Origin of the sequence: Oceaniglobus trochenteri, from assembly GCF_020529025.1 — a bacterium.
In the GTDB taxonomy this organism is placed as follows: Bacteria; Pseudomonadota; Alphaproteobacteria; order Rhodobacterales; family Rhodobacteraceae; genus Oceaniglobus; species Oceaniglobus trochenteri.
On the sequence record NZ_JACNMM010000002.1, the window covers coordinates 225,957 to 249,078 of the forward strand.

Annotated in this window: 22 protein-coding genes and 1 tRNA gene; 13 read left to right on the forward strand and 10 right to left on the reverse strand. The window is 63.6% G+C overall.

From position 1 onward, the window contains the following. The first annotated feature begins 7 nt into the window (after positions 1 to 7). The 5 genes from mreC to H7828_RS01340 are packed head-to-tail and all read left to right on the forward strand — an operon-like array spanning position 8 to position 5,449. Positions 8 to 901, forward strand: coding sequence for a rod shape-determining protein MreC (gene mreC / locus H7828_RS01320; RefSeq protein WP_226779135.1), 894 nt, complete (start codon positions 8 to 10; stop codon positions 899 to 901). Then, positions 894 to 1,433, forward strand: a complete 540-nt coding sequence (locus H7828_RS01325; RefSeq protein WP_226779136.1) for a rod shape-determining protein MreD — start codon at positions 894 to 896, stop codon at positions 1,431 to 1,433. The genes mreC and H7828_RS01325 overlap by 8 nt, the downstream gene beginning before the upstream one ends. Beyond that, a complete protein-coding gene (gene mrdA, locus H7828_RS01330) occupies positions 1,430 to 3,373 on the forward strand; it encodes a penicillin-binding protein 2 (protein ID WP_226779137.1) in 1,944 nt (647 codons plus the stop codon). The genes H7828_RS01325 and mrdA overlap by 4 nt, the downstream gene beginning before the upstream one ends. A 4-nt stretch (positions 3,374 to 3,377) precedes the next feature. Then, positions 3,378 to 4,523, forward strand: coding sequence for a rod shape-determining protein RodA (rodA, locus tag H7828_RS01335; RefSeq protein WP_226779138.1), 1,146 nt, complete (start codon positions 3,378 to 3,380; stop codon positions 4,521 to 4,523). Next, a complete protein-coding gene (locus tag H7828_RS01340) occupies positions 4,520 to 5,449 on the forward strand; it encodes a 2-hydroxyacid dehydrogenase (protein ID WP_226779139.1) in 930 nt (309 codons plus the stop codon). Before rodA ends, H7828_RS01340 begins: the two co-directional genes overlap by 4 nt. Before the next feature lie 82 nt (positions 5,450 to 5,531). On the opposite strand, the gene H7828_RS01345 is transcribed toward H7828_RS01340, so the two are convergent. Next, positions 5,532 to 6,317, reverse strand: coding sequence for an SseB family protein (locus H7828_RS01345; RefSeq protein ID WP_226779140.1), 786 nt, complete (start codon positions 6,315 to 6,317; stop codon positions 5,532 to 5,534). Then, complete coding sequence (locus tag H7828_RS01350) at positions 6,314 to 6,895, reverse strand: uracil-DNA glycosylase family protein (RefSeq protein ID WP_226779739.1); 582 nt, start codon at positions 6,893 to 6,895, stop codon at positions 6,314 to 6,316. Before H7828_RS01350 ends, H7828_RS01345 begins: the two co-directional genes overlap by 4 nt. Before the next feature lie 77 nt (positions 6,896 to 6,972). Here H7828_RS01350 and H7828_RS01355 point away from each other — a divergent pair, with 77 nt between their 5' ends. From H7828_RS01355 to H7828_RS01385, 7 genes are all read left to right on the forward strand, one after another. Then, entirely contained in the window at positions 6,973 to 7,314 is a 342-nt protein-coding gene (locus H7828_RS01355) for an ArsR/SmtB family transcription factor (protein WP_226779141.1), read from the forward strand. After that, entirely contained in the window at positions 7,307 to 8,338 is a 1,032-nt protein-coding gene (locus H7828_RS01360) for a permease (protein ID WP_226779142.1), read from the forward strand. The genes H7828_RS01355 and H7828_RS01360 overlap by 8 nt, the downstream gene beginning before the upstream one ends. Positions 8,339 to 8,446: 108 nt before the next feature. Continuing rightward, positions 8,447 to 9,748 carry a Na+/H+ antiporter NhaA gene (locus tag H7828_RS01365; RefSeq protein WP_226779143.1) on the forward strand — a complete coding sequence of 434 codons (1,302 nt, stop codon included), beginning with the start codon at positions 8,447 to 8,449 and terminating at the stop codon, positions 9,746 to 9,748. Positions 9,749 to 9,935: 187 nt separating this feature from the next. Continuing rightward, on the forward strand, positions 9,936 to 10,595 hold the full coding sequence (locus H7828_RS01370) for an ABC transporter ATP-binding protein (protein ID WP_226779144.1): 660 nt from the start codon (positions 9,936 to 9,938) through the stop codon (positions 10,593 to 10,595). Further along, entirely contained in the window at positions 10,573 to 12,255 is a 1,683-nt protein-coding gene (locus H7828_RS01375) for a capsule biosynthesis protein (protein WP_226779145.1), read from the forward strand. Before H7828_RS01370 ends, H7828_RS01375 begins: the two co-directional genes overlap by 23 nt. Positions 12,256 to 12,330: 75 nt before the next feature. Beyond that, positions 12,331 to 13,707, forward strand: a complete 1,377-nt coding sequence (locus tag H7828_RS01380) for a mechanosensitive ion channel family protein (RefSeq protein ID WP_226779146.1) — start codon at positions 12,331 to 12,333, stop codon at positions 13,705 to 13,707. A 75-nt stretch (positions 13,708 to 13,782) separates the two neighbouring features. Continuing rightward, positions 13,783 to 13,857, forward strand: a tRNA-Gln gene (locus tag H7828_RS01385). A 264-nt stretch (positions 13,858 to 14,121) separates the two neighbouring features. On the opposite strand, the gene H7828_RS01390 is transcribed toward H7828_RS01385, so the two are convergent. Further along, a complete protein-coding gene (locus H7828_RS01390; protein WP_226779147.1) occupies positions 14,122 to 15,174 on the reverse strand; it encodes an NAD(P)-dependent alcohol dehydrogenase in 1,053 nt (350 codons plus the stop codon). Between the two features lie 651 nt (positions 15,175 to 15,825). Between H7828_RS01390 and H7828_RS01395 the strand changes: the two genes are divergently transcribed. Further along, complete coding sequence (locus tag H7828_RS01395) at positions 15,826 to 16,803, forward strand: response regulator (RefSeq protein ID WP_226779148.1); 978 nt, start codon at positions 15,826 to 15,828, stop codon at positions 16,801 to 16,803. 26 nt (positions 16,804 to 16,829) lie between these two features. On the opposite strand, the gene H7828_RS01400 is transcribed toward H7828_RS01395, so the two are convergent. The 7 genes from H7828_RS01400 to H7828_RS01425 form a co-directional block, all read right to left on the reverse strand. Then, entirely contained in the window at positions 16,830 to 18,653 is a 1,824-nt protein-coding gene (locus H7828_RS01400) for a sensor histidine kinase (protein WP_226779149.1), read from the reverse strand. A 50-nt stretch (positions 18,654 to 18,703) separates the two neighbouring features. Next, positions 18,704 to 19,108 carry a response regulator gene (locus tag H7828_RS01405; protein ID WP_226779150.1) on the reverse strand — a complete coding sequence of 135 codons (405 nt, stop codon included), beginning with the start codon at positions 19,106 to 19,108 and terminating at the stop codon, positions 18,704 to 18,706. 241 nt (positions 19,109 to 19,349) lie between these two features. Continuing rightward, complete coding sequence (locus tag H7828_RS01410; RefSeq protein WP_342592277.1) at positions 19,350 to 19,880, reverse strand: autoinducer binding domain-containing protein; 531 nt, start codon at positions 19,878 to 19,880, stop codon at positions 19,350 to 19,352. A 47-nt stretch (positions 19,881 to 19,927) separates the two neighbouring features. Then, the gene (locus tag H7828_RS22790; RefSeq protein WP_281070673.1) at positions 19,928 to 20,050 is read right to left on the reverse strand and encodes a hypothetical protein; all 123 of its coding nucleotides are present in this window, start codon (positions 20,048 to 20,050) and stop codon (positions 19,928 to 19,930) included. Positions 20,051 to 20,139: 89 nt separating this feature from the next. Then, complete coding sequence (locus H7828_RS01415; protein WP_226779152.1) at positions 20,140 to 20,784, reverse strand: acyl-homoserine-lactone synthase; 645 nt, start codon at positions 20,782 to 20,784, stop codon at positions 20,140 to 20,142. Positions 20,785 to 20,886: 102 nt separating this feature from the next. Then, positions 20,887 to 21,504: a helix-turn-helix transcriptional regulator gene (locus H7828_RS01420; RefSeq protein ID WP_226779153.1), complete on the reverse strand. Its 618-nt coding sequence runs from the start codon at positions 21,502 to 21,504 to the stop codon at positions 20,887 to 20,889. A 328-nt stretch (positions 21,505 to 21,832) separates the two neighbouring features. Continuing rightward, a complete protein-coding gene (locus H7828_RS01425) occupies positions 21,833 to 23,017 on the reverse strand; it encodes a response regulator (protein ID WP_226779154.1) in 1,185 nt (394 codons plus the stop codon). Positions 23,018 to 23,122 lie beyond the last annotated feature (105 nt).

Below are 23,122 nucleotides of genomic sequence, written 5' to 3' on the forward strand. Positions count from 1 at the left end.
GCCATGAATGGCGCAGGATCGAGGCACCAGCGTAAATTACACCCGCCCGGTCCGCCGCATTCTGGTGGGCGTGGTGGTTGTGTTGTGCCTTGCCATCTTCCTGTTCTGGCGCATCGACAGCCCCCGCGCCGAACGGGTGCGCGCCCAGATCATCGACCGGGTGGTGCCATCGTTCGACTGGGCACTGCTGCCGGTCACCAAGGTGGCCACGATGATCGAGGATTTTCAAAGCTACAGCCGGATCTACGAACAGAACCAGGAGCTGCGCCGCGAGTTGCAGCAGATGAAGGCCTGGAAAGAGGCCGCCCTGCAGCTTGAGCAGGAGAACGCCAAGCTGCTGGACCTCAACAAGGTGCGGCTTGATCCGTCGCTGACCTATATCACCGGCGTGGTGCTGGCCGATTCGGGCAGCCCCTTTCGCCAGTCTGTCCTGCTGAACGTCGGCGCGCGCGACGGAATCCAGAACGGCTGGGCCACCACCGACGGGCTGGGCCTTGTGGGGCGGGTTTCGGGCGTGGGCGAAACCAGCGCCCGGGTGATCCTGCTGAACGACACCGGCAGCCGGATTCCGGTGACGATCCAGCCCTCGGGACAACGCAGCATCCTGGCCGGTGACAACTCTCCGCTGCCGCTGCTGGATTTTCTCGAGACGCCCGAGGCCGTGCGCCCCGGCGACCGGGTGATCAGTTCGGGCGATGGTGGCGTTTTTCCGGCGGGGCTTCTGGTGGGTCAGGTCGCCCTTGGCACCGACCGGCAGTTGCGCGTGCGCCTGGCCGCCGATTACGAGCGGCTGGAGTTCCTGCGGGTGCTGCGCAGCCACGCCGGCGAGACGATCACCGATCCCGGTTCGCTTGTCGCGCCCGCCACCCCGCCCCAACCGCCGGAGACCGGCGATGGTTGACCCGGTTTCACGCCGCCGCTGGGGGTTTCGCGCGCTCTTCGTCCTGCTGGCGGCCATCGTCGTCTTTGTCGAAATCCTGCCCTACCGGATCGGCGATGCCCGCATCCCCGGCCCCGATATCCTGACGCTTCTGGCCTATGCCTGGGTCATGCGGCGGCCCGACTACATCCCGACGCTGCTGGTGGCTGCGGTGATCCTGTTCACCGACATCCTGTTCATGCGCCCCCTTGGCCTGTGGACGGCGCTGGTGCTGCTGGGGCTGGAATTCCTGCGCGCCCGGCAGCCCTTTTCAAAGGATCTGCCCTTCCTGGTCGAATGGATGATGGTGGCGGCGGTCCTGCTGGCGATCACTCTCACAAATGCGTTGGTGCTGGCGATTTTTCTGGTAGAGCAGCCGGTGCTTTCGTTAACCTTCCTGCAAATGATCGTATCAACCCTGACTTACCCGGTGGTGGTGGCCCTGTCGCGTTACGCGATCGGGATCCGCAAGGCTGCGCCGGGCACGGTTGACGCATTGGGACACCGGATATGAGACGCTCACCCAAGGATACCGAGGCCAGCAGCCGCAAGATCACCCGTCGCGGGATGGTCGTGGGCGGGCTGCAACTGGGCATGCTGGGCGTTCTGGGCTGGCGGATGCGCCAGATGCAGGTGGAACAGGCCGACGAATTCCGCCTGCTGGCCGAGGAAAACCGCATCAACATGCGCCTGATCGCGCCCTCGCGCGGCTTGATCTTCGACCGCAACGGCATTCCGGTGGCCGAGAACACCCAGAACTACCGCATCGTCATCGTCCGCGAAGAGGCGGGCGATGTCGACATGGTGATCGAGCGGTTGCGCCACCTGATCTATCTCGACCCCGAAGAGCTTGAGCGGTCGCTGCGCGAGATGCACCGCCGCTCGCCCTTCGTGCCGGTCACGCTGACCGATCAGCGCAGTTGGGAAGACATCGCCACCGTCGCCGTCAACGCCCCCGCCCTGCCCGGCATCACCCCCGACGTGGGCCTGACCCGGCATTATCCGCTGGGCGAGGATTTCGCCCATATCGTCGGCTATGTCGGCCCGGTCAGCGATTACGACCTGAACCGCATCGAGGACGACGACCCGCTGCTCCAGATCCCCAAGTTCCAGATCGGCAAGACCGGCGTCGAGAACAAGTATGAACGCGACCTGCGCGGCAAGGCCGGCAGCAAGCGGATCGAGGTGAACGCGGCGGGCCGGGTCATGCGCGAGTTGGGCCGCGACAGCGGCGTGCCGGGCGCCAACCTGCAACTGACCGTCGACAACGCGCTTCAGAATTTCGTCGAGGCACGGCTGACGCTGGATCAAAGCGCCTCGGCCGTGGTGATGGACGTGCGCAGCGGCGACCTGATGGCGGTGGGCAGCGCCCCCACCTTCGACCCCAACAAGTTCGTGCGCGGCATTTCCGTGAAGGACTATGGCGAACTGACCGACAACATCTATCGTCCGCTGGCCAACAAGGCCGTGCAGGGCGCCTATCCGCCCGGCTCGACCTTCAAGATGATGGTGACCATGGCCGCGCTGGACACCGGCGAGATCAGCGCCGAGGACACGGTCTATTGCCCCGGTTTCACCGAGCTGGGCAACCGCCGCTTCCACTGCTGGAAGCGCGGCGGGCACGGCTATGTGAACCTCGAGAAAAGCCTGCAGCAATCCTGCGATGTCTATTACTACGAGATGGCCCAGAAGGTCGGCGTCGACAAGATTGCCGAAACCGCCCGCCGGTTCGGGTTCGGCGAAAAGTTCGACATCCCCATGTCCGCCGTCACCGCCGGGGTCATGCCCGACAAGGATTGGAAGCGTGAACGCTATGGCAAGGAATGGCTGATCGGGGATTCGCTGAACGCCTCGATCGGACAGGGCTATGTCCTGGCCTCGCCGCTGCATCTTGCGGTGATGACGGCGCGTCTGGCCTCGGGCAATGCCATCATGCCACGGCTGATCAAATCCATCGACGGTGTGGAAACACCCATCGTCGGTGCCGAACCGCTGGGGTTCAACGAAAACCACCTGCGCATGGTGCGCAAGGGCATGTTCGCCGTGTCCAACACCCGGCGCGGCACCGGGTTCAGCGCCCGCATCGACGACGAAGGCCGGCGCATGGCCGGCAAGTCGGGCACCAGCCAGGTGCGCAACATCACCGTGGCCGAACGCGCGCGCGGCGTGACCAGCAACGCCGACCTCCCGTGGGAGCGGCGCGATCACGCGCTTTACGTCTGCTTCGCCCCCTACGACAATCCGCAATACGCGGTTTCGGTGGTGGTGGAACATGGCGGCGGCGGATCGTCGGTCGCCGCCCCCATCGCGCGCGACATCCTGCTGTTCGCCATGCACGGCAAGACCCCGCCGCTCGACGCCTATCCCTCGGGGCAACGGGGCCGCATCCGCGAGATGCTCAGCAAGCTTCCCGTGCGCGGCACCACGCCATCCCCCGGCAGCGACAGGGCATGATCGGATGAGCTATCTCGAATACCACGCCAAGACGGTGCCCACCGGCCTGTCGAAGATCCTGCACCTGAACTGGCCGCTGATCCTGCTGCTTTCGGCGGTGGCCTCGGCGGGCTTCGTGATGCTCTACTCGGTGGCGGGCGGCTCGCTCACCCCCTGGGCCGAACCGCAGATGAAGCGTTTCGGCCTTGGCATGGCGCTGATGCTGTTCGTGGCGATGGTGCCGATCTGGTTCTGGCGCAACATGGCGGGCCTTGCCTATGGGGCCTCGGTCCTGCTGTTGCTGTTCGTGGAATTCTTCGGCGTCACCGGCATGGGCGCCCAACGCTGGATCGACCTGGGGTTCATGCGCCTGCAACCGTCCGAGCTGACCAAGATCACCCTGGTGATGATCCTGGCAGCCTATTACGACTGGCTCGACATCCGCAAGACATCGCATCCCCTCTGGGTCGCGGTGCCGCTGATCCTGATCCTTGCGCCCACCTTCCTGGTGCTGCGCCAGCCCGACCTTGGCACGGCGCTGCTGCTGATCATCGGCGGCGGTGCGATCATGTTCCTGGCCGGGGTCAGCTGGTGGTACTTCGCCGCGGTGGCCGGACTGGGCGTCGGGCTGGTTTCGGCGGTCTTCACGTCGCGCGGAACGGACTGGCAGCTCTTGAAGGATTACCAGTATCGCCGGATCGACACCTTCCTCGATCCCTCGACCGATCCGCTGGGCGCGGGCTATCACATCACCCAGTCCAAGATCGCGCTGGGGTCCGGGGGCTGGACGGGGCGCGGCTTCATGCAGGGCACCCAGTCGCGGCTGAACTTCCTGCCCGAAAAGCACACCGATTTCATCTTCACCACCCTCGCCGAAGAGTTCGGCTTTCTCGGCGCCTTCTCGCTGCTGTCGCTCTATGCGCTGATCATCGTCTTCTGCTTCGCCTCGGCCTTTTCGAACAAGGACAGATTCGGCTCGCTTCTCACGCTGGGGGTCGGGGTGACCTTCTTCCTGTTCTTCGCCGTGAACATGTCGATGGTCATGGGCCTGGCGCCGGTCGTCGGCGTGCCCCTGCCCCTGGTCAGCTATGGCGGCTCGGCCATGCTGGTGCTGCTGGTGGCCTTCGGGCTGACCCAGTCGGCCCATGTCCACAGGCCGCGCGGCCGATGATCAATGTGCTCTTCTCTGCCCGGTCCGACCGTTGGCCACAGTATCGCCAGCCCCTGGCCGATGCCTTCCTCAAGGCCGGGCTAAAGGTCGATCTCTCCTGCGACCACGCGCCCGAAACGGTCGATTACATCGTCTTCGCCCCGGGTGGGCCGGTGTCGGATTTCACCCCCTTCACCCGCTGCAAGGCGGTCCTGGGCCTCTGGGCCGGGGTCGAAACCGTGGTGGACAATCCCACCCTCACCCAGCCGCTGACCCGCATGGTCGATTCCGGCCTGCGCGAAGGCATGGTGGAATGGGTCACGGGCCACGTGTTGCGCCATCACCTGGGGATGGATGCCCATATCACCGGACAGGACGGCAACTGGCAGCCCGAGATCCCGCCCCTCGCGCGGCACCGGACTGTCGGCATCCTGGGGCTCGGGGCCTTGGGCACCGCCTGCGCGCTGGCCCTGCGGGGGCTGCGCTTCGATGTCGCCGGGTGGAGCCGCCGGGAAAAGCAGGTCGAGGGCGTCGCCTGCTTTCACGGTCCCGAAGGCCTGCACCAGGTTCTGGCCCGCAGCGAGATCCTCGTGCTGCTGCTGCCCCAGACGCCCGAGACGGAAAACACCCTTGATGCGCAAACCCTGGCGATGCTGCCGCGCGGGGCCGTGGTCATCAACCCGGGCCGCGGCCCCCTGATCGACGATGCCGCCCTTCTCAGCGCGCTCGACAGCGGACAGATCGGCCATGCCACGCTCGACGTGTTCCGCACCGAACCACTGCCCCCCGAGTCGCCCTTCTGGCAGCACCCGAAGGTGACGGTCACGCCCCATATCGCCAGCGCCACGCGCCCGGATTCGGCGGCGCAGCTGATCGCCGGGAACATCCTGCGCGCCGAGGGCGGCCGCCCGCTCCTGAACCTGGTCGACCGCGCCGCGGGCTACTGACCTTACCCATCTTTGGTCCGGAAATATCCTCGGGGGGAGGCCGAAGGCCGGGGGGCAGACAGCCCCCCTCTGCCGGCGCGGCTCAGCGCAACCTGGGCGGGCGCTCCGGGTCCATGCCCGGGTTGGCGCCCGGTTGCGTCACCGCCTCGGGTTCGGGCAGATCGAACCGCAGCCCCACCCGCGCAAGCCGGGCCGCAAAGGGATCGGCGGCGGTGAAGAACCCCACGTCCAGCGTTCCTGCCTCGACACCCGAAAAGGCCAGCGCCTCGCCCGTGGCGCGGGCAAGGGCCGCCTCGGCGCCGGGGGCCGGATCGACGAAGGCCAGCAGATGGGTCAGCCCGCCCTCGTAGCGCGCGCCGACAAGGTAGGCCATGCGCGCCATGCCCGCCGCCGCGGCCAGCTTCGCGTCCAGCCCCCGCAAAAGGCGTTCGGGCAGACCGTGGGGCGCAGTTATCTCCTGGGGGCGGGCTTCGATCTGCGCCGGGGCCTCGGCCAGGGTCGCCACCAGCCACTCAAGGGCATCCGGTGCCACCAGGAAGGACGACGGCGCCACGTCCGGGTTCAGTGCGAGGCCCAGCCCCTGGGGCGCCAGCATCGCCGCCACCGCCCGCCCCGACAGGGCGGCATAGGGCACGATGCGTCCGGCAAAACCGGCCAGCCGCTCCTCGCGGTCGAAGCCCAGCACGAAGCGCCCGTCGTCGGTGTCGAAGATCGCGGGTGCGATGGTCTCGCCCTCGGCCTCGCGCTCCAGCATCACGAACAACTCGCCATCCGCCAGGCGTTCATAGAACCCCAGCCGCAGGGCATCGTCGCCCGGGGCCTGTTCCATGGCGGCATGGGCGTGGTCGAGGGGGGTTTCAGGCGTCATGCCAGGGTCTCCGATATGGCGGTGCGCAGGGCGGGCAGAAGCTCGGCCTCGAACCAGGGGCGTTCGTTCAGCCAGCCGGTATTGCGCCAGCTGGGATGGGGCAGCGGAAAGACGGCGGGCGCATGGGCCCGCCAGTTCGCGACATTCTGGGCCACGGTCCCCGGGCCAAGGTGCCACTTGTGGGCATATCCCCCCACAAGCAGGGTCAGGGGTACCGGCCCGATCTCCTGCATCACCCTGTCGCGCCAGGTGCGCGCGCAGATTGCGGGGGGCGGCAGATCCGACCCCTTGGCGTTGTAGCCGGGAAAGCAGAAGGCCATGGGCACGATGGCGATACGGTCCTTGTCATAGAAGGTGGCGGCATCCAGTCCCATCCATTCCCGCAGCCTGTCGCCCGAGGGGTCGCTGAACGGGCGGCCGCTGCGGTGCACCCGCGCGCCGGGTGCCTGGCCGGCGATCATGATCCGCGCCCCCGGACGGAACCAGGGCACCGGGCGCGGCGCATGGTGCGTCGCCGTGGCCGCAAAGCGGGACGCGCACAATCGGCAGGACAGGATTTCACCGGCAAGATCGGACATGCCCTTCACATAGGGCGCGGAATGCGCAGGGTCCACGGGGGGTTGCGTCATCTCTATATTTCTATAAATCTAGAAATATGAAAACACTCTTGCCCGACTCGCTCAGCATCGAACAGGCCGCTTCGACCTTTGCCGCCCTCGGCTCGGAACAGCGGCTGGCGGTTCTGGCCGCCCTGGTGCGGGCCGGGCCGGACGGGCTCAGCATTGGGGCGCTTGGCGAAAAATGCGGCGTCACCGGATCGACCCTGACCCACCACATGCGCATCCTCACCCAGGCCGGACTGGTTCAGCAGGTGCGCCAGGGCCGTTCGATCATCTGTGCCGCGGCCGAATTCGGCCGGGTGCAGGCCCTGTCCGATTATCTTTTACGCGAATGTTGCGCCGATTGCGGTGCAATCGGAGAACACCGCCATGTCTGACCATGCCCACAGCCACACGCCGACGCGGATGCCCAACCTTCGCAACGCCTGGACGGCAAGCCTTGCCATTCTCGTTGGGCTGGCGATATTCGATTTCCCCGCGGCCTGGCCAACGGCGACATTCGCGGCGCAGTCCCTTCTGCACACCGCGCCCTTCATCCTTTTCGCGGTCTTCGCCGTCGCCTACCTGAAGGCCAGCGGCGCCGAGAACCTGCTGGCCCGCGCCTTCGAGGGGCGGCAGGGCCGGATGATCGTGCTGGCCGCGCTTCTGGGCGGGTTGGCCCCCTTCTGCAGTTGCGAGGTCATTCCCTTCATCGCCGCCCTTCTGGCAGTGGGCGCACCCCTGAGCGCGGTCATGGCCTTCTGGCTGGCCTCGCCGCTGATGGACCCGGCGATGTTTGCCATCACCGCCGGCACCCTGGGGTTCGATTTTGCCCTGGCGAAAACCGTCGCGGCGGTGTCACTGGGGCTTCTGGGGGGCGTGACGGTGATGATCTTTGCCAATACGCCGGTCTTCACCGACCCGCTGCGCCCGCAGCCTGCGCGCAAAAGCTGCTGTGGCAGCGCCAAACCCTTCTCGGGCAAGGCAGAATGGGCCTTCTGGCGCAGCGCCCCCCGACGCGAGACCTTCCGAGACACCGCGCTCGACAATGCCCTTTTCCTCACCAAGTGGCTGTTCCTGGCCTATCTTTTCGAGGCGCTTATGCTGCGCTATGTGCCCTCCGACTGGATCGGGTCAGTGCTGGGCGGTGACGGGATCGGGCCGATCTTCCTTGGCGCACTGGTGGGCGGGCCGGCCTATCTGAACGGCTATGCCGCCGTGCCGCTGGTCGATGCCCTGCTTGATCAGGGCATGGCGAGCGGCGCCGCGATGTCCTTCATGCTGGCCGGCGGTGTCAGTTGCATTCCCGCCGCCATCGCCGTCTGGGCGCTGGTCCGGCCGCGGATCTTTGCCGCCTATGTGGGCATCGCCATGGTGGGGGCCGTCCTGGCGGGGCTGGGCTGGGCCGCCGTCGCCTCCTAGGCGCCGCCTGCCCCACAGGTTTGTCTTTTTCGCGGGTGCAAGAACAGTTGCCCCCCGGGGAACGATGATTTACCCATGAAAGCCAATTCGCTGAGGGATCGGGAACCTATGTATCGTGTCTGGAATTTCGTCACCAACTATTCACTGCTGCTGATCTTCGGCGCGTTGATCGCGCTGATATGGGCCAATATCGACGCACATTCCTATCACCACGTGGTGGAATATCCGATCTGGTTCAACGATCTGGTCGGCACCGACGCCGGGAAATGGATGTCCAAGTACGGCGAGGACTTCCACATCGACGCCATTGGCGATGTGTCCCGCGTTCTGACCTTTCACTATCTCGTGAACGACGTGCTGATGGCCTTCTTCTTTGCCATCGCCGCGAAAGAGGTCTGGGAGGCCGTGATCCTGGAAAACGGATCGCTGCGCGGCAAGAAGGCCGCAACCCCGCTGGTTGCCACCCTGGGCGGCATGGTGGGGCCCATCGCCGTTTACCTGGGCATGGCCTATTTCGTCTTCGGTTCCGAAACCTATGACGCCGTGGCGCGGGGCTGGGCCATTCCCACCGCCACCGACATCGCCTTTTCCTACCTGGTCGGGCGGATCGTCTTCGGCGCGGGCCACCCTGCGGTGCGCTTCCTGCTGCTGCTGGCCATCGCCGACGATGCGGCCGGGCTGATCATTCTGGCGATCTTCTATCCCTCGGGCGAACTGGCCCCTGCGATGCTTCTCGTCTCGCTGGCGGCGGCCATCGCGGTGTTCTTCCTGTTCAACTGGTTGCCGCGCAAGATGGATGCCGGCGATCAGCTGCGCCCGCGCTCGACCTGGGTGCGTGAAAAGCTGTCGTTCTGGCCCTACCTTGTGGCCGGTGCCATCAGCTGGTGGGCGTTTCAGGAAAGCGGGCTGCACCCCGCCCTTGGCCTTCTGCCCATCGTGCCCACCCTGCCCCACGCCGACCGTGCCTTCGGGATCTTCAGCGAGGCCGAGCAGTATCTGACCGACCTTCTGAACCACACCGAACACCTGCTGAAGCACCCGGTCGAGGTGATCCTGTTCTTCTTCGGCCTGCTGAACGCGGGGGTCGAGTTCAACTCGATCGGCGCGCCGACATGGCTGGTGCTGGCCGGCCTGTTGATCGGCAAGCCCTTCGGCATCCTGCTGTTCGGCTGGCTGGCGGCGGGGCCAATGAAGCTGGGCCTGCCGGTGGGCATGCGGATCATCGACCTGTTCGTGATCGGCTGTGTTGCCGCCATCGGCTTTACCGTGTCGCTTTTCGTTGCCTCGGTCGCCTTCCCCGGTGGCGCGGTGCAGGACGCGGCCAAGATGGGCGCCCTGTTCAGCTTTGGCGCGGCGCTGGTTTCGATCATCGCGGGCAAATTGACGCGGGTTCAGAAACAGGAAGACTGATAACAGTCTGAAACGCCCCGGCCTTTGATGGATTGGAGACAATTTTCATTGGCCGGGGTGGCCGCCTCGCGGCAAGACACTGGGCCGATGGGCCGAACCGACATATTGTGGCCAAATTGACGGAATACGCTTGGTGTTAACCGCAGTAAGATAGCTGTGGGCAAACAGAGCAGGCGCCGGGGCGCAGATGATCGAATTTGAGAATGTCTCCAAGTCGTTCTGGACAGGATCGCACCACAAGGTGATCCTGAACCGGGCCAGCTTTCGCGTGGAGGTTGGCAATTCTCTGGGAATCCTCGCCCCCAATGGCACCGGCAAGACAACGCTGATCAACATGATGGCCGGGCTGGAAAAGCCCGATGAAGGCCAGATCAAGCGCACCAGCCGCATCTCGTTTCCGCTGGGGTTCATGGGCGGTGTCATCAACAAGCTTTCGGGCACCGAGAACGCCCGCTTCATTGCCAAGCTCTACGGGATCGACCCCGACTATCTTGAGGCATTCTGCCGCTGGCTGTGCGGGCTGGGTGAATATTTCGACATGCCCGTGGGCACCTATTCGGCGGGCATGCGGTCCCGCCTGTCCTTCGCGCTTTTGCTGGCGCTGGAATTCGATATCTACCTGATCGACGAAGGCATGCCCTCCACCACGGATGTCGAGTTCAACCGCAAGGCCGGTTCGATCCTGCGCGAGCGACTTGAAAGCGCCACCATCGTGGTCGTGTCGCACCAGGCCGAAACGCTTGAGAAATTCTGTCGCTCGGCGGCTGTCCTGATGGATGGGCAGTTGCACATGTTCGACACACTGGAAGAGGCCAAGCAGCTTTATGACTACGAAACCCAAAGTTAGAAAGTTCCGCATCCGCCGTTCCAGCCCCCTGGCGACCAGCCCGGAGCAGGTGGACGATGCCGTGCAAACGGACCGCGGCGAAACGCCTCCGAACGAACCCGCGCGCCCGGAAAAACCCGCCGCACCGCAAAAGGCCGAAGCACCGTCCGCCGCGCCGCAACCATCGGCGTTTCAGGATGCCAATGTCTCCTCCTCCGACGAAGTGGCCGCCGAGGATGACATGGCCGCCCTGCGCCGCGAGGGGCTGACCGGGCGCCAGTTGCGCATGGCGCGCCGGCTGGCCCAGAAGCACGGCCTTGCCCCGACCTCCGATTTCGACGCGGTGCGCCTGTTGCGGGCGCGCGGCATCGACCCCTTCGAACGGGCCAACATGCTGGAACTGGTGGTGCCCGAACAGGGGTCGGGCCAGCCACGGGAATCGCGCGTGCAACTGCCCCAGACCCGCGCGCCCGATTCGCTGCCTTCGACCGAACTGGGCAATCCGGGCCAGCCCCGCCCCGACCCCCGCGCCGCACGCGCGCGCGAGATTCAGCTGATCCAGCGCGACATCGCCCGCCGCCGCCGCCGCAAGTCGCTGCTTCTGATGTCGCGGCTGGCCTTCCTGGTGGGGCTGCCGACGCTGATCGCGGGCTATTACTTCTACGTCATCGCCACGCCCATGTACGCCACCAAGTCCGAGTTCGTGATCCAGCAGGCCGACGCGGCCGCCCCCGGTTCGCTGGGCGGGCTGTTTTCCGGCACCGGTTTCGCCACCAGCCAGGATTCCATCGCCGTGCAAAGCTATCTGCAATCGCGCGACGCGATGCTGCGGCTGGACGCGGATGAGGGGTTCAAGGCGCATTTCTCGGACCCGTCCATCGACGCCATCCAGCGGCTGCCCGAAAACCCGACGAACGAACAGGCCTACAAGGTCTTCAGCAAGAACGTCGAGATCGGCTATGACCCCTCGGAGGGCATCGTCAAGATGGAGGTGGTGGCCGCCAGCCCCGAGGTCAGCGCCGAGTGGTCGAACCGCCTGATCGAATATGCCGAAGAACAGGTGGACAACCTGACCCAGCGCCTGCGCGCCGACCAGATGCAGGGCGCCATGGACAGCTTCGAGGATGCCGAGGCCAAGATGATGGCGGCGCAAAGCCGGGTCCTGGAATTGCAGGAAAAGCTGGGGGTCCTGGACCCGACCGCGGAAACCGGCGGCGTGATGACCCAGATCACCACCTTCGAGGTGCAGCTTCAGGAAAAGCGGCTGCAACTGCAACAGTTGCTGGACAACCGCCGCCCCAACCAGGCCCGCGTCGATGGTGTGCGCGGCGATATCTCGCGGCTGGAAACGCTGATCGCCTCGCTGCGCGGTCAACTGACCGATGGCGGGGGCAGCGCAAGTTCGCTGGCCCAGATCAGCGGCCAGTTGCGCATGGCCGAGGTCGATCTTCAGACCCGCACCCTGCTGATGCAGCAGGCGCTGCAACAACTGGAAACCGCCCGGATCGAGGCGAACCGCCAGACCCGCTATCTCTCGATGGGTGTCACCCCCGTCCCCCCGGACGAGGCGACCTATCCCCGCGCCTTCGAGAACACGCTGCTGGCCTTCCTGATCTTCTCGGGGCTTTACCTGATGATCTCGCTCACCTCCTCGATCCTGCGCGAACAGGTTTCCGCCTGATCCATGGGCGGATCGGGCTTTTCCTGATCCCCCCGGCGCACTACGCTGGGGCCAATAGCCACGGATGGTGTGATCATGAAGCCCTTGTTCCTGTTGTTGCGTGCCGTCCTTGTGGCCTTTGCGCTTGTCTCCACGATGCCGGCGCTGGCCCAGACCGCCGACGACGACGCCGAAACCAGCCGCGATCTGGCCAGCGTCGAATCGGCCATCGAAACCGACGCCCGCATCACCGAACGCATCCGCAACATCCTGATCGAGCTTGAGGGCTATGAAGGCGTCACCGTGGCTGTCCGCTCGGGCATCGTTACCCTGTCGGGCGAGGTGCTGGACGAAGCCGCCCTCACCCGGCTGGAAGAGCTGGTGAACCGCATCGACGGCGTGATCACCATCCAGAACGAGGTGACGGAAACCACCGACCTGTCCAAGCGGCTGAACCCGGCCATCGAACGCATGCAATCGCGCGTTCACCAGGCGGTGGCCTTCCTTCCCCTTGTCGCCGTCGCCCTGACGGCGGCCGCGCTGATCTGGTTCATCGGGCTGCGCATCGCCCGCCTGCGCCAGCCCTGGGAAAGGCTCGCCCCCAATGCCTTCATCGCCGATATCTATCGCCAGATCATCCTCTTGGTGTTCATCGTCGCCGGCGTGGTCATTGCGCTGGACATCCTGAACGCCACCGCGCTACTGGGCACGATCCTGGGGGCCGCCGGTATCATCGGCCTGGCCATCGGTTTCGCCGTGCGCGACACGGTCGAGAATTTCATCGCCTCGATCATGCTGTCGATCCGCCAGCCGTTCCAGCCGAACGATGCAGTCGAAATCAACGGCGACGAGGGCAAGGTGATCCGCCTGACCAGCCGCGCGACGATCCTGCTCAGCTTTGACGGCAACCACATCCGCATCCCGAATTCGACCGTCTTCAAAAGCCGCATCGTCAACTATTCGCGCAACAGCGAGCGGCGCTTCCAGTTTGAAATCGGGGTCGAGGCCGACAGCGACCTGGCCGCCGTGCGCAGCCTGATCGAGGACACGGTCAGCGCCATGCCCTTCACGCTGGACGCGCCGGGCACCTCGGTCTGGATCAAGGACATCACCGACAGCGGCGTGGTCTTCACCGTCACCGGCTGGATCGACCAAGGGACGACATCGCTCTTGCGGGCGCGGGGCGAAACCCTGCGCCTTGTCATGCTGGCGATCGAGGCCGCCGGATTCGCGATTCCCGACACCACCTATCGCATCCGCATGGAAGGCCCCGCGACGGCCCTGGTTTCGGAAACCCCCGAGGACGAGCCCCCTGCCCGCCCCGCCGCAAAACCCGCCCCGATGCCCGAACCGACGAAGGACGTGATCGGCGTCGATACCCAGGACGATCAGGCCCTGGAAAAGATGATCGCGCAGGAACGCAGCGACGAAACCAACCCCGATCTGCTGCGCCGGAACGCCCCGACGGAATAACCCGAGAAAACCACCGGTTCGCGGTTTTTTTGCCCTTGCACAGCCCGCCCCCCCTCGGTAGAACCCGCCCCAAGTTGGGGTGTAGCCAAGCGGTAAGGCATCGGTTTTTGGTACCGTGTATCGTAGGTTCGAATCCTACCACCCCAGCCATTTTTCCGGAATTGCAATGCCTGCCGAGGACTGGAACCTAGTCGGTTCAACCTGACATCTGGCGACAATCCAGACGCCCTGTCTTGCTCAGTCCTTCTGCCGTCACTGACATTCACCGGCGCGGGTATTGCCAACCGGTATTCGGCCGACCTGCTCTTCCGCCACCACCGCATCATCGACGTCTGCAATCGCCCCTTCGCCCTGAAGGCAGGAACAGCATGTCATCGGGCCCGTGGGGCAAGGTGCCACAGGCGATCGCGGCCATCAGTCCTGCCCTTCGCCGGGCATCCGAATCTGCAGCTTGATGTCGGCGGGGCGGCCCTCGGCGGCGCGTTCGAAGGCTTCGATGCCGCGTTCGAACGGGAAGGTCTCGGAGATCAGCGGGGTAAGATCGACCTTGCCCGAGGAGATGAGTTCCAGCGCCCGGTCGAACACATTGGCATAGCGGAACACGGTTTCGATCCTGAGTTCACGGGCACAGGCGGCACTGACGTCAAAGGGCACCGGCTCGGGCGGCAGGCCCACCAGCACGACACAGCCGCCGGGGCGTGCCGCGCGGATCGCATCGCCATAGACGCGGGGGTTGCCCGAGCATTCGAACACAATGTCGGCGCCCCAACCGGCGGTTTTCGCCATCACGGTATCGACAAGCGCGTGTTGCGCCACGTTGACGCCCGTTATCCCGTCATAGCCTTCGGCGATGGCCAGTTTCTCGGCGCTGATGTCCGAGATGATGACCCGCGCGCAGCCCCCCGCAAGGGCCGCCAGCGCCACCATGACGCCGATGGGGCCTGCCCCGGTGACAACGGCCACGTCACCCGGTACGATGCGGGCGCGCGTGGCGGCCTGCATCCCGATGGCGAAGGGCTCGACCATCGCGCCCTCGGCAAAGCTGACGTTGTCGGCCAGCCTGTAGGTGAAGGCGGCCGGGTGAACGACCGAAGGCGTCAGGATGCCGTGGTCGGGCGGCGTGGCCCAGAAGGTGACCTTCGGGTCGACGTTGTAGATGCCCAGCTTGGTTGCGCGCGACGACATGTCGGGCACCCCAGGCTCCATGCAGACCCGGTCACCCACCTGCAGGCCCGTGACGCCCCCGCCCACTTCGGTGACGGTGCCGGCCCCTTCGTGGCCCAGGACCATCGGCGCATTGACCACGAAATCGCCGATCCGCCCGTGGGTATAGTAATGCACGTCACTGCCGCAGACGCCGACCGTATGCAGCGCGATCCGCACATCCTGTGGACCCAGCTGGTCGGGCAGCTCGATCTCGCGGATCGACAGTTCGCCTTTGCGCTCCAGAACAAGGGACTTGGCCATAACGTCCACCTCTCAACCTGCTCCCCGGTCATGGCACGACCGGGGATACCGCTCCGCGACTTTAGCAGGTTGCGGCGCCACGCATAGACGGTTGGGCGTGATCGCCCCCCCCTTCCCCGGTGACCTTGCCAGCGGCAACGCGCATTGAAATGACGCCACACTGCGCCGGGGCGAAACACCCTCTGCGGTGACGCGTGGGAAGGGTTGCCGAACCTGTCCAAATGTCCGAACCCGACCACACCCGTTGAATCGACAGCAGGAGGAGCAACCGCTTCATCGTTCTTGATTTCCGCTCCGGCTTTGACACCAACTCAGGCTTTCGCAAGTTGGGTATGTTAGGATGGCCCCAAGGCAATGCGGCGCTGGCATGCCGGGGGGGGGCGGACCGGCTCGGAACCGGCAGCGCCGAAACAGGAACGACAGACCGCCGGAACATGTGATCGGCGCGGCCCCGGCAGCCGTGCCTCATTGCGGAAAAACAACCCCGGGTGTAGTAATGTGTGGATATCATCAACCATAGCAGGCATAAGCCGAGCCTCAGCCGCACTGCCCGCAGACCATTGAAGACCAAGGAAATTGTTTCCAACACCCCCTGACGAATTAGCGCACATGGGCAAGGTTGGTACCCTAAGCAGGATTTTCGAGAAGCATATGAAAATACTCGCCATCGACGATGACTCATTTATTGTCGAACTTCTCACGATGATCTGTAACAGGATCGGGTTTTCCGACGTTCAGACCGGGCTGTCGGGCGAAGAGGCGCTTCGCATGATCGGGGAGAGCGAGCAGGGCTTCGACTGCTTTCTTCTCGATATCAACATGCCCCAGATGGACGGGATCGAGCTATGCGCGCGAATCCGCGCATTGCCCGGCCATGAAAAGACCCCCATCATCATGCTGACCGCCATGACCGAGCGGCATTATATCGACCGGGCCTTCAAGGCCGGCGCGACGGACTACGCGACCAAGCCCATCGACATGATCGAGTTGCGCGCCCGCCTGCGCATGGCCGAAGAGGTTGTGACGGCCCGCAACCTGGCGGCCATTGCGCTGGCCGCCGAGGTGGAAGACACCCAAGGCCCGCCGGTCGAAAAAAACTACGCGCTTGACGATCTGATCGAGGTCGGGGGCTTTGCCGATCTGATCGATTATGCCGCATTGGCCAATTACCTGCTGCAACTGTCGCGTGCCGGCCTTGTCGGTTCGCAGGTTCTTGCCATCAGCATCGACCGGATCGACGAAATCTATGCCCGCGCCTCGCTTCGCGAGTTCACCCATGTCCTGACCGAAGTGGCCCGGGCGGTGAATACCTCGTTTGGTGAAGGCGGCTACATGATGGCCTATGCGGGCACCGGCACCTTCGTTCTGATCTCGGGCAAGGCAACGCTGGAGCCTTCCATCGGGCTTGAGAACGAAATCCAGGGCCTTCTGGATGGCCGGCGCATCAGCTTTGACAACGGCGAGGCGATTGCGCCCGAAATATCCATCGGCAACCCCATCAGGCCAAACGCCAGCAAGACGCAGCGCATCCGCCGGACCTTCGACCGCGCCATCGCGCGCGCCCAGAACCGCGGGCAGAAAAAGGCCAGCGATGGCGCCCACCCGGCGGACAGGCTGGCCTCACGATAACATGGCAAAGGGCCGCCTGGTCGGGTTCAGGCGGGCGGCCTTGTCGGGACGGTAAACCAGAAGCAGGTCCGCCCCCCCTCTTGGCTGTCAAACCCGATTTCACCGCCGGTCTGTTCGACGATCTGCTTGGTGATGCTCAGCCCCAGCCCTGTGCCGCCACGACTGCGGGTCGAAGCTGCGTCAGCCTGCGAAAAGGGGTTGAACAGCTGCGCCTGGAAGGATTGCGGTATCCCGTCGCCATCATTGCACACCGAAATGCGGATCGCGTGTTTTTCGGGGCGCAAGGCAATATCGACCTTGCTGTCGTTGCGGGCGAACTTGGCTGCATTGGACAGCAGGTTGGCCATCACCTGCTGAAAACGTTTCGGATCGACATAGCCCGCAAGGGTGCGGTCTGGGCAATCGACCTCGTATCGCACATTGAACCGGTCGGCCGAGGCAAGGTTGGCCATCACCGATTCCTCGACAAGGCCCACGATCCGGTAGCGTTCCAGTTCATACCGCATCTGCCCGGCCGAGAATTTCTCGAAGTCCAGAACGTCGTTGATCAGCGTGTGCAGGCGGTTGCCGTTCTGCTCGGCGATGTAAAGCAATCGCTGTGCCTCGTCCGACAACGGCTCGGCGTCCATCGACGACAGAAGCGAAAGCGACCCCAGGATCGAGGTCAGCGGCGTGCGCAACTCATGGCTGACGGTCGAGACGAATTCGCTTTTCAGCTCGGCGAGGCGGCGCTGCTCGGTCACATCCACCACCTGCGAGACGAAATGGTCTGCCTGCCCGTCATCATCCTTCACGACCCCGACACTCAACAAGCCCCACATCACGGCCCCGTTGGCCCGGATGAAACGCTTCTCAAGCTGATAGGTCGAAATCTGGCCTGCCATCAGCAATTCAAGCTGGCTCAGGTCCCGCTGAAGATCGTCGGGGTGCGTGACAGCCTGAAACCCGGTCTTCAGAAGATCCTCAAGCGGATACCCCAGAAGATCGCAAAGCGCGGGGTTCACCTGTAGAAATCTACCGTCCAACCCGACAAGAGCCATGCCCACAGCCGCGCTTTCGAAGGCCGACTTGAACTGGTCCATGCTTCTGCGCAGCGCCTTTTCCACGTTCTTGCGCTGGGTGATATCTGACATGACACCGCTCAGCCGGGTCGGGTTGCCGTCACGGTCGCGTTCGGTGACCGAAATATCGCTGCGTATCCACATCCAGTCAGACCCGTCGCGCTTGCGCAGGCGGTAATCGCAATTGACCTGGTCGCGCTTGCCCGCGATGCACTCCATCATCGGTTCAAGGGCCACCTCGCGATCATCCGGATGCAGGCGCGCGCGCCATTCCTCGTGGATGTTCACCTCTTCCGTCGGCCCCAGCCCCAGGATCTCGCGCCAAATCTCGCAGACGTTGACGGTGTCGGTGGTGCGGTCATATTCGAACACCGCGATGCGCGCGCCCTTTATGGCGCTCTGGGCCCGGCGCAGGGTCTCCTTGGCCTGCTTCTCGGCGCGCACCTCGGCCGTCACGTCGCGCATGACCAGGGCGTATTGCGCCCCGTGCTGTTCATCGTCCCAGACGGTCATCTGAATGCCCAGAGGCACCGGTTCGCCCGAACGCATCCGCCCGGTCATGCCCTTGACGATGGCGTCGATCGCCGGAGGCTCGATCAGCGCCCCCAGATCCTGGGCCGACGCCACCGCAAGGACATCGGAAACGGGCCGCCCCTGCAAGGCGCCCACGTCATAGCCGAAAAGGCGGTCGGTTGCCCTGTTGCAATGCAAAATCCGCCCCGAAGCCCCGACGATCATCAGGGCCACGCGAATATGTTTGAATGCATTAATGATCGACTGATCGCTCATCATCTCGTCACCTCGTAAATCCGCGAGAGGGATCGGCGCGATCCCTGCCCCTAGCCCCTTCCCGTCGCCTGCCCCCTCGTTCGTCCGGAATCGGCAGCGGCTGTCAGGCGGGCGACAAGTGAGTGAACATCGAAGGGCTTGGTCACGAAATCGGTGGCCCCGGCGGCAAAGGCCTGATCCACGTACTGCTGATCGCTCATGGCGGTGATCATGATGATCGGACAGTCGTGATAATCGGGTATCCGGCGTATCAGATCGCACAGTTCAACGCCGTCCATCACCGGCATCTGGATATCGAGAAGAATGCATTCGAACGGCGTTTGCGCCGCGATGATCTGTTCCAGCGCAGAACCGGCATTGGTGACGGTGACAATCTCGGAATAGCCGGCACGTTCGGCGATCACGCGGAGGATCTGAAGAACGGAGTCATCATCGTCGACCGCAAGTATTTTCATCGCCTGTCCTTGTGCCCGCTACGTTCGGAGTTCCGATGGGGAACAAGTCCTGTTCCGCCGTTCGTCAAGCCAGATCGCACTGCTCGTCGGGGTCGCTGCTGCCGTGATGCGACGCATTGTTCTTCAACGCCGCTTTCTGGACGTTCTAGGCGCCAGAAAGGCCGGATGCAACTTGGGATGATCGCCTTTTGGTTGTTTTCCACCAACCCGAGGTGCGGATACAACGCGCGTTGCGAAAGGCTCAGCTTTTGGGGTGGGTGTGCTGGATAGACAGATCCACCAGCATTTCACCGAACTCCGGCTCGGTCTCGGGGCCCTGAAGCGTCAGGTTGTGGAGACTGATGAAATCGGCGTGAATCTGTTCGATCTCGGCCTTGGTGAAATCGTTATCCGACCGGGAAAATGCGCCAATGCTTTTCGAGCCATGTTCCGACGTCGCCATGACGCACCAGTGGTTCAGGTCAAACTCGACCGCCTTGTCGAAGACGCCGTGTTCATCCATGGCCTTCAGTTCCGACCAAGGGGCGATGCCGTCATTGGCAAAACCCCACCTCACGGCGGGGTCCTTCATGACGATCCCCTTCTGGGAATAATAGGCCATCCAGGCCGCGTCATATGTCTGAAACAGGTACTTGGGTGTCGCGAAATCAACGTGAAACGCCGCAGCGAAGCCCCCTGGGCTTTGCAGCTTCAGTCGCGTGAGTAACAATCTGAGCTGACTTGTTAGGTTCATACCACGCCCCGACCCCGTGAGCGCCTTTGTAACATGCATGGCGACTCAAAAACAATCGCATTCTTTCACCGCCTGAGCGGCGCACCTTATGCCTTGTAGGGTGCCGCCGCCTGTTTGGCTGCGCGGTTGAGATTGGCGGTCGGCACCAGGAACAGGAAGAAGTCCTGAACCAGGTAACGCTCATCCGTTTTGTTGATGATGTGCTCCATCGCCTCCGAATCCTCTTGCCCACAGCAAGGTAGTACTCAAATGCGCTTCTTGTGAGGCACAAAACCGATAACTTTCCGGCGACATCATGTCAAACGTTTGCTTGACGGCGCAGTCTCACTTCATCGTCAGCCTGAGCGGCTCGGACAGCGGGCATGGACAGGATGGCATAAGAGCGGCCGTCATGCTTGTTGCGGTACTTCTCGCCCACCTGCTCGGCCGCATAGCCCAGCTTGCGCAGGGACCGCCGGAAGCCCGGCACCGTCAGCGTCACCAGATCGTTCGAACCCTGGGCGATTGCCAGTTCCACCAGCCCCTGAACCACCAGCGCCAGACATTCCTGCCGTTCCTCCATCGAAGTCAATTCGTCCGACATCACCAGGCGCGTGCATTCCGAGGCATTGGCGAACTTGTGCGCCTTGGGCAGAAGGTCGGCGGGAATCCCGTCGATGCGCCCCGCCGCGGCATCCTGAAGCATGCAGCCGTGGCTTCCCCAGGTGTCAGAGAACCGCATCAGCCGCGCGCCTCCCACCAGGCGCCCGTCCTTGATTGCAACCGAGTAGGACGCCGTGGGATTGTCGTACTGGTCCATCTCGACGTCGTCGTTGTGCGGGATGTCCCACGCCAGGGTATCAACGAAAAACCTCTTGCGAAGCGCAAGAAATTCATAGAACGCTGATCCGTGCAGGTGCATATCCGACAGATCGAAGGTTATTCCTGTAATTTCGCTTTTCATTTACCATGCTCACGTTGACTGAGTTTCAAAAGCTGCGCGACGTTGGCACAGCCGACTTCCCGCTATGGGCGAGTACATGGCATTTGTGTGTCGAAAATGCGATCAAATCCAGCCGTATTCTTTAGCTTCTCCGACAGCTTGCGTATTTGTGCGCGCCCCTAGCTTGGATCTGGCGTTTGTCAACCGCAATTTCACCGCGCTTTCGCTTATGCCAAGACGGTGTGCAATTTCTTTCAGCATCATCCCCAGCGCCAGCAGCTTCAGCGCGTCAATCTCGGCTTCGGTCAATGCCCGTGCGGGTTCAAGGGCATGGTGCAGCTCGGTCAGGGCACCGCTGAGGAACTCCAGTTCGTCCTCCTCGAACTCGCGATCCGGGCGCGCGAAGGATCCGAACGACCGCAGGCCGGGCGATTCTTCGGGCATCACGCTGACCACCGCGCCATAGCGCAGGCCGAACGTTCCGGCCGTCTCCAGCACCTTGCGATCGTCGCTGAGTGAAATCGCGCTCCAACGGGTGTGGCCCGAATTGTCATAGATCCAGCGAATCACCGGATCGAAGATCATCAGGCCTTCCTTGGTGTATTTATCGATCCACTCGGGGGGGAGGGTATTGCGTTCGTATTCAGGGAAAGCAAAGCCGACGCGCAGCGCCAGATGGTACCCTGACGTCGCGAGGCAGTCGAAATCATAATCGACCAGAAGGCTGGTTATTGTTTTCATTAATCTCTGACCCAGCCCCTATCGAACGCGCACGCTATCCAGGGTTGTGTCTCTAGGCGCCTGCCGGAACAAGCTCGGTGTCAGACTCGGTTTGATAATAGCGAACATAGACTTCAAATACTTATAGCTTCAAGGCCGACCACTGCGACCAGACGACGCTTTGCCGAAAATTGGCTTCCTCGCTGCGACCGGTCACGCCCTTCCCTGCCGCTTGCCCTACCCAGCCTTGGGTTGTTTCGCGAGACTACAGCGTCGGATCATGGCGCAACAGCCGAAACGCCCCGCCATCGTTCACGACAGCGCAGCGTTGCAAACAGGAACCACAGGATCATCCCGAAACCAGATGAAGCCGCCCCGCGCCATTTCGTTCGGCGGAACGCTTCTCGGCAAAGGCGATGGCATTGCCAAAGGCCACCACCGCACGCTGCGCCCTTTCGGCCCCCGGGCGCACCGGCCCACCGACCGATGCCATGAGAGGCGGCGTCCCCTTGGTGTCAAGCGCGTCCGCCCAATGGGCGATCTGCCTTTCGATCGTCCTTTCGATGACCCTGCTGTCGGAATGGGACTGGGCCTTGGCCACGACCAGAAGATCACCGTTTGCCGCATAGCCCACCAGGGTCTGCCGGTCGGAAAAGGCTTCTCCGCCTGCCTTGGCTACGTCGCCAAGAAAACGTGCGAATTCAGCGGGTTCAAGCTGCGCCTTGAGATCGGCCAGCGGATCGACCCGGACCGCGAAAACCTCAACCTGGGTGGTTTCGCGCCGGGCCATCGCGGTGAGGTAATTCATCAGGACCGAGCGTTCGACCAGATTGTCGCCCGCAGCCTCGCGCAAACCTTCAGGCAGCGAAAAGACCAGGTCGCGCGCGGCATGGGGTGCACCGCTGCGGCGGGCCTCGGCCACCTCTTCCTGGGCGATGCGCAGGCGCGTGCCCAATTCGTCGATATCGAAGGGCTTGGTCGCGTAATCGGTCGCACCGGCGCGGAAGGCATTGCCCATGTTCTTGAGGTCGCGCATCGCCGTCAGCATGATGATGGGGGTCAGCCGATAGGCTTCCAGCGCCCTGACATGCTTGCAAAGCTCGATACCGTCCATCTTCGCCATGCTGATATCCACCAGTAAACAGTCGAAGTCGGGATCATCCTGCAGAACGCGCAAGGCGTCGGCCCCCGAGGGCGCCGTGGTGATCTGGGTGAAACCGCTCTTGGCGGCAATCATCGGAATCAACTCGAGGATGAAAGGATCGTCATCGACAGCGAGAATCCGCATGGAGCCCTGTTCAGCCCCGCTTGCCGGATTGCTTACCGTCACTTCGCCGATCCGCCCGGTCGAATCATAACGTACGGCCTTAGGCACCACGAGAGCATAGCGCAGACCGGCCGTCACAAGCATCGTTCCGGCACCCACCAGCGTGTAATACCCCAGCGCCAGCCAGATCGACGCCCCCATGACCAGCGAGACCACGAATGCGGCCATGCCCGTGACGACGCCGACAATGAGATACCCGATGATCATGGCGATTCCCGATAGACCAATACAGACCACAACCTAGAGGAGATTTTCCCGGTTTCAACACATTCCGGTTACAAGCGCCGCCGTTGCCCGATAACTGTCGCCTTT

Excerpts from the sequence above, each read along its gene's own strand:
- mreC (WP_226779135.1), top strand. The coding sequence starts at position 8 with ATGGCGCAGGATCGAGGCACCAGCGTAAATTACACCCGCCCGGTCCGC.
- H7828_RS01325 (WP_226779136.1), top strand. The coding sequence starts at position 894 with ATGGTTGACCCGGTTTCACGCCGCCGCTGGGGGTTTCGCGCGCTCTTC.
- mrdA (WP_226779137.1), top strand. The coding sequence starts at position 1,430 with ATGAGACGCTCACCCAAGGATACCGAGGCCAGCAGCCGCAAGATCACC.
- rodA (WP_226779138.1), top strand. The coding sequence starts at position 3,378 with ATGAGCTATCTCGAATACCACGCCAAGACGGTGCCCACCGGCCTGTCG.
- H7828_RS01340 (WP_226779139.1), top strand. The coding sequence starts at position 4,520 with ATGATCAATGTGCTCTTCTCTGCCCGGTCCGACCGTTGGCCACAGTAT.
- H7828_RS01345 (WP_226779140.1), bottom strand. The coding sequence starts at position 6,317 with ATGACGCCTGAAACCCCCCTCGACCACGCCCATGCCGCCATGGAACAG.
- H7828_RS01350 (WP_226779739.1), bottom strand. The coding sequence starts at position 6,895 with ATGTCCGATCTTGCCGGTGAAATCCTGTCCTGCCGATTGTGCGCGTCC.
- H7828_RS01355 (WP_226779141.1), top strand. The coding sequence starts at position 6,973 with ATGAAAACACTCTTGCCCGACTCGCTCAGCATCGAACAGGCCGCTTCG.
- H7828_RS01360 (WP_226779142.1), top strand. The coding sequence starts at position 7,307 with ATGTCTGACCATGCCCACAGCCACACGCCGACGCGGATGCCCAACCTT.
- H7828_RS01365 (WP_226779143.1), top strand. The coding sequence starts at position 8,447 with ATGTATCGTGTCTGGAATTTCGTCACCAACTATTCACTGCTGCTGATC.
- H7828_RS01370 (WP_226779144.1), top strand. The coding sequence starts at position 9,936 with ATGATCGAATTTGAGAATGTCTCCAAGTCGTTCTGGACAGGATCGCAC.
- H7828_RS01375 (WP_226779145.1), top strand. The coding sequence starts at position 10,573 with ATGACTACGAAACCCAAAGTTAGAAAGTTCCGCATCCGCCGTTCCAGC.
- H7828_RS01380 (WP_226779146.1), top strand. The coding sequence starts at position 12,331 with ATGAAGCCCTTGTTCCTGTTGTTGCGTGCCGTCCTTGTGGCCTTTGCG.
- H7828_RS01390 (WP_226779147.1), bottom strand. The coding sequence starts at position 15,174 with ATGGCCAAGTCCCTTGTTCTGGAGCGCAAAGGCGAACTGTCGATCCGC.
- H7828_RS01395 (WP_226779148.1), top strand. The coding sequence starts at position 15,826 with ATGAAAATACTCGCCATCGACGATGACTCATTTATTGTCGAACTTCTC.
- H7828_RS01400 (WP_226779149.1), bottom strand. The coding sequence starts at position 18,653 with ATGAGCGATCAGTCGATCATTAATGCATTCAAACATATTCGCGTGGCC.
- H7828_RS01405 (WP_226779150.1), bottom strand. The coding sequence starts at position 19,108 with ATGAAAATACTTGCGGTCGACGATGATGACTCCGTTCTTCAGATCCTC.
- H7828_RS01410 (WP_342592277.1), bottom strand. The coding sequence starts at position 19,880 with ATGCATGTTACAAAGGCGCTCACGGGGTCGGGGCGTGGTATGAACCTA.
- H7828_RS22790 (WP_281070673.1), bottom strand. The coding sequence starts at position 20,050 with ATGGAGCACATCATCAACAAAACGGATGAGCGTTACCTGGTTCAGGAC.
- H7828_RS01415 (WP_226779152.1), bottom strand. The coding sequence starts at position 20,784 with ATGAAAAGCGAAATTACAGGAATAACCTTCGATCTGTCGGATATGCAC.
- H7828_RS01420 (WP_226779153.1), bottom strand. The coding sequence starts at position 21,504 with ATGAAAACAATAACCAGCCTTCTGGTCGATTATGATTTCGACTGCCTC.
- H7828_RS01425 (WP_226779154.1), bottom strand. The coding sequence starts at position 23,017 with ATGATCATCGGGTATCTCATTGTCGGCGTCGTCACGGGCATGGCCGCA.